The organism is Micromonospora sp. SYSU B005 (assembly GCF_055362685.1).
Genome location: NZ_JAXCFU010000011.1, coordinates 173,413 through 181,836 on the forward strand (window position 1 = coordinate 173,413; position 8,424 = coordinate 181,836).

At 72.6% G+C, this 8,424-nt stretch carries 7 protein-coding genes; 1 reads left to right on the plus strand and 6 read right to left on the minus strand.

Annotation, left to right across the window (positions count from 1 at the left end):
• Nucleotides 1-73 precede the first annotated feature (73 nt).
• The 6 genes from tpiA to rapZ form a co-directional block, all read right to left on the minus strand.
• A complete protein-coding gene (gene tpiA, locus SM452_RS23660) occupies nucleotides 74-865 on the minus strand; it encodes a triose-phosphate isomerase (protein WP_135241179.1) in 792 nt (263 codons plus the stop codon).
• Complete coding sequence (locus SM452_RS23665) at nucleotides 866-2,065, minus strand: phosphoglycerate kinase (RefSeq protein ID WP_355512719.1); 1,200 nt, start codon at nucleotides 2,063-2,065, stop codon at nucleotides 866-868.
• Complete coding sequence (gene gap, locus SM452_RS23670) at nucleotides 2,062-3,066, minus strand: type I glyceraldehyde-3-phosphate dehydrogenase (RefSeq protein WP_013287466.1); 1,005 nt, start codon at nucleotides 3,064-3,066, stop codon at nucleotides 2,062-2,064. Before gap ends, SM452_RS23665 begins: the two co-directional genes overlap by 4 nt.
• Before the next feature lie 264 nt (nucleotides 3,067-3,330).
• Entirely contained in the window at nucleotides 3,331-4,311 is a 981-nt protein-coding gene (gene whiA / locus SM452_RS23675; protein WP_018788213.1) for a DNA-binding protein WhiA, read from the minus strand.
• A 54-nt stretch (nucleotides 4,312-4,365) separates the two neighbouring features.
• The gene (locus tag SM452_RS23680; RefSeq protein ID WP_135241181.1) at nucleotides 4,366-5,370 is read right to left on the minus strand and encodes a gluconeogenesis factor YvcK family protein; all 1,005 of its coding nucleotides are present in this window, start codon (nucleotides 5,368-5,370) and stop codon (nucleotides 4,366-4,368) included.
• Nucleotides 5,367-6,263, minus strand: a complete 897-nt coding sequence (gene rapZ, locus SM452_RS23685; protein ID WP_135244018.1) for an RNase adapter RapZ — start codon at nucleotides 6,261-6,263, stop codon at nucleotides 5,367-5,369. Before rapZ ends, SM452_RS23680 begins: the two co-directional genes overlap by 4 nt.
• A gap of 198 nt (nucleotides 6,264-6,461) precedes the next feature.
• Here rapZ and recQ point away from each other — a divergent pair, with 198 nt between their 5' ends.
• Nucleotides 6,462-8,330 carry a DNA helicase RecQ gene (gene recQ, locus SM452_RS23690; protein ID WP_463840720.1) on the plus strand — a complete coding sequence of 623 codons (1,869 nt, stop codon included), beginning with the start codon at nucleotides 6,462-6,464 and terminating at the stop codon, nucleotides 8,328-8,330.
• Nucleotides 8,331-8,424 lie beyond the last annotated feature (94 nt).

An 8,424-nucleotide genomic window follows, 5' to 3' on the forward strand; every position in this document is an offset into this window, starting at 1 on the left:
GCGATCACTGCCCGGACCTGTCGGGCACTGCGGCACCGACCGGTGGACGGGCAGCGTCAAGGATAGCGAGCGATCAGCGGGTGATGTGCTCCGGGAACCGGCAGATCTGCGCGAACTCCTCCGCGTCCAGGCTGGCACCCCCGACCAGAGCCCCGTCCACGTCCGGCTGCGCCATGATCGCGGCGACGTTCGACGCCTTGACCGACCCGCCGTACAGGATCCGGACCTGCTCGGCGGTGCCCTCGTCGTAGGTCTCGGCGATGCGCTTACGCACCGCGCCGCAGACCTCCTGGGCGTCGTCCGGGGTCGCCGTCTTGCCGGTGCCGATCGCCCAGACCGGCTCGTACGCCACGACGACCTTGGTGACCTGCTCGGCGGTGAGCCCCTTCAGCGCGCCGTCGAGCTGGTCGCAGCAGTGCCGCACCTGACCCGACTGCTCCCGGACCTCCAGGCCCTCGCCGATGCAGAGGATCGGGGTGAGCCCGTTCGCCAGCGCCGCCGACACCTTCGCGTTGACCAGCGCGTCGTCCTCGTGGTGGTACTGCCGCCGCTCGGAGTGCCCGACCACCACGTAACCGCAGCCCAGCTTGGCGAGCATCGGACCGGCGATGTCACCGGTGTACGCGCCGGACGGGTGCGGCGACAGGTCCTGCGCGCCGTAGCCGATCAGCAGCTTGTCGCCGTCCACCGCGGTCTGCACGGTACGCAGATCGGTGAAGGGCGGCAGCACCACGCACTCGACGTCGGTGAGCTGCTTCTCGTTCAGGCTCGCGGCCAGCTTCTGCACCAGCAGGTTGGCCTCGAGGTGGTTCAGGTTCATCTTCCAGTTGCCGGCCATCAGCGGCCGGCGGGTCGTGCTCGCCATTCAGTTCTCCAGGGCCGCGATGCCGGGGAGGGTCTTGCCCTCCAGGTATTCCAGGGAGGCGCCACCACCGGTGGAGATGTGCCCGAACGAGGACTCGTCCAGGCCCAGCGCGCGCACCGCCGCGGCCGAGTCGCCGCCGCCGACCACGCTGAACGCGTCGGCCTTGGTGATCGCCTCGGCCACACCCCGGGTGCCGTTGGCGAACGCCGCCATCTCGAACACGCCCATCGGGCCGTTCCAGAAGACGGTCTTCGCCTGCGACAGCGCGGCGGCGAAACCGGCCACCGTCTCCGGGCCGATGTCCAGACCCAGCCGGTGGCTCGGGATGCCGTCGGCCGGCACGGTGTCGTGCGCGGCATCAGGCGCGAACGCGTCGGCCACCACCACGTCGACCGGGAGCATGATCTTGCCCGGCGCGCGCTCCATCAGGTTGCGGCAGGTCTCGACCATGTCCTTCTCCAGCAGCGACGTGCCCACCTCGTGGCCCTGGGCCTTGAGGAAGGTGAAGCACATCCCGCCGCCGATGAGCAGCCGGTCCACGGTCGGCAGCAGCGCCTCGATCACGGCGAGCTTGTCCGAGACCTTCGAGCCGCCCAGCACCACCACGTACGGCCGCTCCGGGGAGCCGGTGAGGCGGCTGAGCACCTCGACCTCGCGCAGCACCAGCCGGCCCGCGTAATGCGGCAGCCGGGCCGGTACGTCGTGCACGCTGGCGTGCTTGCGGTGCACCGCGCCGAACGCGTCGTCCACGTAGGCGTCGCCGAGCGCGGCGAGCTGGTCGGCGAACGCGCCCCGCTCCGCGTCGTCCTTGCTGGTCTCGCCCTTGTTGAAGCGCAGGTTCTCCAGCAGCGCGACCTGGCCGTCGGCCAGGTCGGCCACGGTGGACCGCGCCGAGTCGCCGACGGTGTCCTCGGCGAAGTGCACCGGGGCACCGAGCAGCTCACCGAGCCGCCCGGCGACCGGGCGGAGGCTGAACTGCGGGTCCGGCGCGCCCTTCGGGCGGCCCAGGTGCGAGCAGACGACCACCTTCGCGCCGGCCTGCACCAGCGCGCTCAGCGTCGGCAGGACGGCCCGGATCCGGCCGTCGTCGCTGATCTCCCCGGTCTGCTTGTCGAGCGGGACGTTCAGGTCGGCGCGCACCAGCACGCGCCGACCCGACACCCCCTCGGCGAGCAGGTCGTCGAGGTTACGGATCGTCACAGCGACTGACCCACCAGCTTGACCAGGTCCACCAGGCGGTTCGAGTAGCCCCACTCGTTGTCGTACCAGCCGACGACCTTGACCTGGTTGCCGATCACCTTGGTCAGCGGCGCGTCGAAGATGCACGACGCCGGGTCGGTCACGATGTCGGCGGAGACGATCGGGTCCTCGTTGTAGGTGAGGATGCCCCGCAGCGGGCCCTCGGCGGCGGCCTTGAGCGCGGCGTTCACCTCGTCCACGGTGGTCTCCCGGCCGACCTCGACGGTCAGGTCGGTGGCCGAGCCGGTCGGGATCGGCACGCGCAGCGCGTAGCCGTCCAGCTTGCCCTTGAGCTCCGGCAGCACCAGGCCGATCGCCTTCGCGGCGCCGGTCGAGGTCGGCACGATGTTGAGCGCGGCGGCCCGGGCCCGGCGCAGGTCCTTGTGCGGCGCGTCCTGCAGGTTCTGGTCCTGCGTGTACGCGTGGATGGTCGTCATCAGACCCTGCTTGATGCCGAACGTGTCCTGCAGGACCTTCGCCATCGGCGCGAGGCAGTTGGTGGTGCAGGAGGCGTTCGAGATGATGTTGTGCTTGGCCGGGTCGTACTGGTCCTGGTTGACGCCCATGACCACGGTGACGTCCTCGTTCTTCGCCGGCGCGGAGATGATGACCTTCTTGGCCCCGCCGTCGAGGTGCGCCTTCGCCTTGGTGCCGTCGGTGAAGAAGCCGGTGGACTCGATGACCACGTCGGCGCCGACCTCGCCCCACGGCAGCTTCGCCGGGTCCTTCTCGGCGTACGCCTTGATGGTCTTGCCGCCCACGGTGATCTCGTCGGCGGTGGCCTTCACCTCGTGCGGGAGGCGGCCCAGGATGCTGTCGTACTTGACAAGGTGGGCGAGCGTCGCGTTGTCGGTCAGGTCGTTGACCGCCACGACCTCGATGTCAGCGCCGGACGCCAGCACTGCCCGGAAGAAGTTGCGGCCGATCCGGCCGAAGCCGTTGATGCCAACCCGGATGGTCACAGGTCCCATCTCCTCGCGTTCTGGTCCGCCGGCGCCAGACCCGGGCCGGCGGAGGTGTGTGCGCCGACCGTTGGAGCCGGCCGTCGACATGTCATCTCGGCCACCCCGCCGCGGTCCCGGAGACCTGACCGCCCGAGGCGGTGAGCACGGCGAGGAGCGCCTGTTCCGGCCCCCTTGCCGTACGCAGCGACCATATCCGAGCGCGCGGCGTCGCGCTGCGGCGGGTGGTGATCCCGCTCGCGTTGCACTGCCGCCCGAGTCCTATCAGACCACGAGCATGTCCGGCGTGACTGCCGCTTCCGTATCCGGGATGCCCAGGTCACGGGCACGCTTGTCGGCCAGCGCGAGCAGCCGGCGGATCCGGCCGGCGATGGCGTCCTTGGTCAGCGGCGGCTCGGCGAGCGCGCCCAGTTCCTCCAGCGAGGCCTGACGGTGCTCCAAGCGCAGCCGCCCGGCCGAGGTCAGGTGGTTCGGCGCGTCGTCGGCGAGGATCTCCAGCGCGCGGGTCACCCGGGCGGCGGCGGCCACCGCGGCACGGGCGGAACGGCGCAGGTTGGCGTCGTCGAAGTTGGCCAGCCGGTTCGCGGTGGCGCGCACCTCCCGGCGTACCCTCCGCTCCTCCCAGGCCAGCACGCTGGAGTGCGCCCCTATGCGGGTGAGCAGCGCGGCGATCGCGTCACCGTCCTTGACCACCACCCGGTCCACGCCGCGCACCTCGCGGTTCTTCGCGGTGATGCCGATCCGGCGGGCGGCGCCGACCAGCGCCAGCGCCGACTCCGGTCCCGGGCAGGTGATCTCCAGCGCGCTGGAGCGGCCCGGCTCGGTGAGCGAGCCGTGCGCCATGAACGCGCCCCGCCACGCCGACACGGCACAGCAGACGTTCGCGGCCACCACGTGCGGCGGCAGGCCGCGCACCGGGCGGCCCCGCACGTCGAGCAGGCCGGTCTGCCGGGCGAGCGCCTCGCCGTCCTTGACCACCCGCACGATGAAGTGGCTGCCCTTGCGCAGCCCGCCGGAGGCGAGCACGTGGATCTCGCTCGGGTAGCCGTAGACCTCGGCGATCTCCCGCCGCAGCCGGCGCGCGACCGCGCCGGTGTCCAGCTCCGCCTCGACCACCACGCGGCCCGACACGATGTGCAGGCCGCCGGCGAAACGCAGCAGGGCGGCCATCTCCGCCCGCCGACAGCAGGGCTTGGGCACGTCGACCCGACTCAGCTCGTCCTTGACCGCAGCCGTCATCGCCATAGTGCGCCCCCTCACGGACCGGTTCCGGCGTGTCGCCGGTGATTACGTACGTGTCTAACGATCGGCGCGCAGGACAGGCACCAGCGCGGCGCCCAGGGCGGCTGGATCATGACGGGGCGTGCCGTCCAGGACGGCGACGGGAGCGAGGACCAGCCGGGCACCCAGCGATTCTGCCGCACGTTCGACCGCCGCGGGATCACCCACCGCCGTGGAGTCGGCGAGCACCCGGTCCACCTTCAGCTCGGGCAGATAGCGCCGCAGGGTGTCCAGATGGTCGGGCAGGGAGAGCCCCGAGGTCTCCTTCTCGGCCACCAGGTTGAGCGTCACCAGCCGCCGCGCCGGGCTGGACACGATCGCGTCCGCAAGCCCCGGCACCAGCAGGTGCGGCAGCACGCTCGTGTACCAGCTACCAGGCCCGAAGATCAGCCAGTCCGCGGCGCGTACCGCCGTCACCGCCTCGGCGCACGCGGCCGGCGCGGACGGGCTGAGCCGCAACGACTCGACGGTGCCCGGGGTGACCGCGACCTGGTGCTGGCCGCGCACCGTGGACACCTCGTCCGGGTGCTCCGGATCGGCGCCGCGGACCCGGGCCTCGATGCCCACCGGCTGGCGGGACATCGGCAGCACCCGCCCCACCGCGCCGAGCATCGCCCCGGCGTGGTCGAGCGCCGCCACCGGGTCGCCGAGCAGCTCGGTGAGCCCGTGCAGCAGCAGGTTGCCGACCGCGTGGCCGGCGAGCGAGTCGCCCACCGCCACAGGTACCGGCGCGGCGATCGTCGGCGCGGGCGGCACGGCGGCGGCGAAGCGGTGCTGGAACAGCGCCGCGCTGCGGCGGGTGGCCGGGTGGTCACCCGCCAGCGCGACGAGCGCCTGCCGCAGGTCGCCCGGCGGCAGGCCGCCGCGCTCGGCGCGCAGACGGCCGCTGGAGCCGCCGTCGTCACCGACGGTGACCACCGCGGTGATGTCCAGGTCCAGTTCGGGTACGCAGTGACGCAGCGCCCGCAGCGACGCCGAGAGCCCGTGCCCGCCGCCGAAGGCGACCACCCTGGTCGGGGTCACTCCCGCCCCAGGTCCCGGTGCTGGGCGTTCGCGGCGATGCCGGAGTGGCGCAGCCGGGAGGCCAGCTCCTCGGCGATGGCCACGCTGCGGTGCTTGCCGCCGGTGCAGCCGACCGCCACGGTCAGGTAACGCTTGCCCTCCCGCTCGAACCCGGCGGTGGTGGCGTTGACCAGGTCGGCGTAGCCGGCCACGAACGCGTCGGCACCCTCCTGGCCCAGCACGTACGCGCTGACCGCCTCCTCGCGGCCGGTGTGCTCGCGCAGCTCCGGCACCCAGTACGGGTTCGGCAGGAACCGGGCGTCCATCACGAAGTCGGCGTCCGGCGGCAGGCCGTACTTGAAGCCGAACGAGATCACGGTGATCCGCAGCCGGCGGGCGTCCTCACCGCCGAACAGCTCCTCGACCCGGCGACGCAGCTGGTTCACGTTCAGGTGGCTGGTGTCGATGATCACGTCGGCCTGCTCGCGGGCCTCCTCCAGCAGCGTCCGCTCGACCGCGATGCCGTCGGCCAGCCGCCCGTCGCCCTGCAACGGGTGCGAGCGGCGCACGCTCTCGAACCGGCGGATCAGCACCTCGTCGTCGGCGTCGACGAAGACCACCCGGGGCTGGAAGCCGCGCTCGCGCAGCTCGCGGATCGCCCCGGCCAGGTCGGTGGAGAACGCGCGCGAGCGCACGTCCAGCACCATCGCCGTACGCCGGGCCGCGCCGCCGGCCTTGAACGCCAGCTCGGCCATGTCCAGCAGCAGCGCCTGCGGCAGGTTGTCGACCACGTAGTAGCCGACGTTCTCCAGCGCCCGCGCCACAGTGCTGCGCCCGCCGCCGGACAGGCCGGTCACCACCACCAGGGAGGTGTCCGACTCGGCCGGCGCCGTCTCCCCCTCGGTCCGCCCCAGGTCACCCGCTGTACGCGCCTCGCTCACCCGCTACCCCCAGCCGTGGCGCCGCGGCCGGTCGGCCGCGCATGGTCAATCAGCGACTCTAACGGCTGCGACCCGGCCCGGGATTCCACGGGGTGACCACCGGAACATGTCGCCGCCCCCGGAACGGCTCGCCGGACGGGCGCTGTCGGGGGACGCTCGTAGACTGCGCGGATGGTCTCCCCCACCGACGAGCGGACCACCTCCGCAGCGGCCGGCTCCCCACCGACCGGCGACGCGCTCGACGTGTTGCGGCGGGTCTTCGGGTACGACGCCTTCCGCGGCTTCCAGCAGGAGGTCGTCGAACACGTGGTGACAGGCGGCGACGCGCTGGTGCTGATGCCCACCGGTGGCGGCAAGTCGCTGTGCTACCAGATCCCCGCGCTGGTCCGCGACGGCGTGGCGGTGGTCGTCTCGCCGCTCATCGCGCTCATGCAGGACCAGGTCGACGCGCTCACAGCGGTCGGCGTCCGGGCCGGGTTCCTCAACTCGACCCAGGATCCCGCGCAGCGGCGCCGGGTCGAGGCGGCCTACCTCGCCGGTGGGCTGGACCTGCTCTACCTCGCCCCGGAAGGGCTGGCCGTGCGGTCCACGCTCGGCCTGCTGGAACGCGGCCGGATCGCGCTGTTCGCGATCGACGAGGCGCACTGCGTCTCGCAGTGGGGGCACGACTTCCGCCCCGACTACCTCAACCTGTCGATGCTGCACGAGCGCTGGCCGGACGTACCGCGGATCGCGCTGACCGCCACCGCGACCCGGGCCACGCGCACCGAGATCGCCACCCGGCTGCGGCTCACCGAGGCCCGGCACTTCGTCGCCAGCTTCGACCGGCCCAACATCCAGTACCGCATCGTCCCCAAACGGGAACCGCGCAAGCAGTTGCTGGGCCTGCTGCGCGACGAGCACCCGGGCGACGCCGGCATCGTCTACTGCCTGTCCCGCGCCTCGGTGGAGAAGACCGCCGAGTTCCTGGTCGCCAACGGCATCCCCGCGCTGCCGTACCACGCCGGGCTGGACGCCACGACCCGCGCCACCAACCAGCAGCGCTTCCTGCGCGAGGACGGCCTGGTCATGGTCGCCACCATCGCGTTCGGCATGGGCATCGACAAGCCCGACGTACGCTTCGTCGCCCACCTCGACCTGCCGAAGTCGGTGGAGGGCTACTACCAGGAGACCGGCCGCGCCGGGCGTGACGGGTTGCCGTCCACGGCCTGGCTGGCGTACGGGCTCCAGGACGTGGTCCAGCAACGCAAGATGATCGAGACGTCCGAGGGCGACCTGGCGCACCGGCGCAACCTCGCCGCCCACCTGGACGCGATGCTGGCGCTCTGCGAGACGGTCCGCTGCCGCCGCGCCCAGCTGCTCGAATACTTCGGCGAGACCGGCGTGGCCGACTGCGGCAACTGCGACACCTGCCTCGAACCGCCGGAGTCCTGGGACGGCACCGTCGCCGCGCAGAAGCTGCTGTCCACCGTCTTCCGGCTCGACCGCGAGCGCAACCAGCGGTTCGGCGCCGGGCACAGCATCGACATCCTGCTCGGCAAGCACACCGACAAGATCGACCAGCACGGCCACGACGCGCTCAGCACGTTCGGCATCGGCACCGAGCTGCGCGAGGCGGAGTGGCGTGGCGTGGTGCGGCAACTGCTCGCCGAGGGCCTGCTCGCGGTCGAGGGCGACTACGGCACGCTGGCGCTGACCGACGCCAGCGCGGACGTGCTCGGCCGCCGCCGTACCGTGACGCTGCGCAAGGAGCCCGAGCGCCCGGCGGGCCGGTCCGCCAAGCCGCGGGGCGCGGCCACTGTGGTCGCCGACCTCTCCCCCGCCGCCGCGCCCGTCTTCGAGCGGCTCCGCGCGTGGCGCGCGGCCACCGCCAAGGAACAGGGCGTCCCGGCGTACGTCATCTTCCACGACGCGACCCTGCGGCAGATCGCCGCCGAGCCGCCCGCCTCCCTCGCCGAGCTGTCCCGGTTCAACGGGGTCGGCGAGAACAAGCTCGCCAAGTACGGCGAGGCGATCCTGGCCGTCCTCGCCGAGTCCTGACGCAGGCGCGCGGAAGGGGCCCCCCCCCGGGGGGGGGGGGGGGCCGGCCGGGGTGGGGGGGGGGGCGAGTTGTCTGCAAGCCAAGTTGGGGGGG

Coding starts and splice junctions, on each gene's coding strand:
- tpiA (WP_135241179.1), bottom strand. CDS start 865: ATGGCGAGCACGACCCGCCGGCCGCTGATGGCCGGCAACTGGAAGATG.
- whiA (WP_018788213.1), bottom strand. CDS start 4,311: ATGGCGATGACGGCTGCGGTCAAGGACGAGCTGAGTCGGGTCGACGTG.
- recQ (WP_463840720.1), top strand. CDS start 6,462: ATGGTCTCCCCCACCGACGAGCGGACCACCTCCGCAGCGGCCGGCTCC.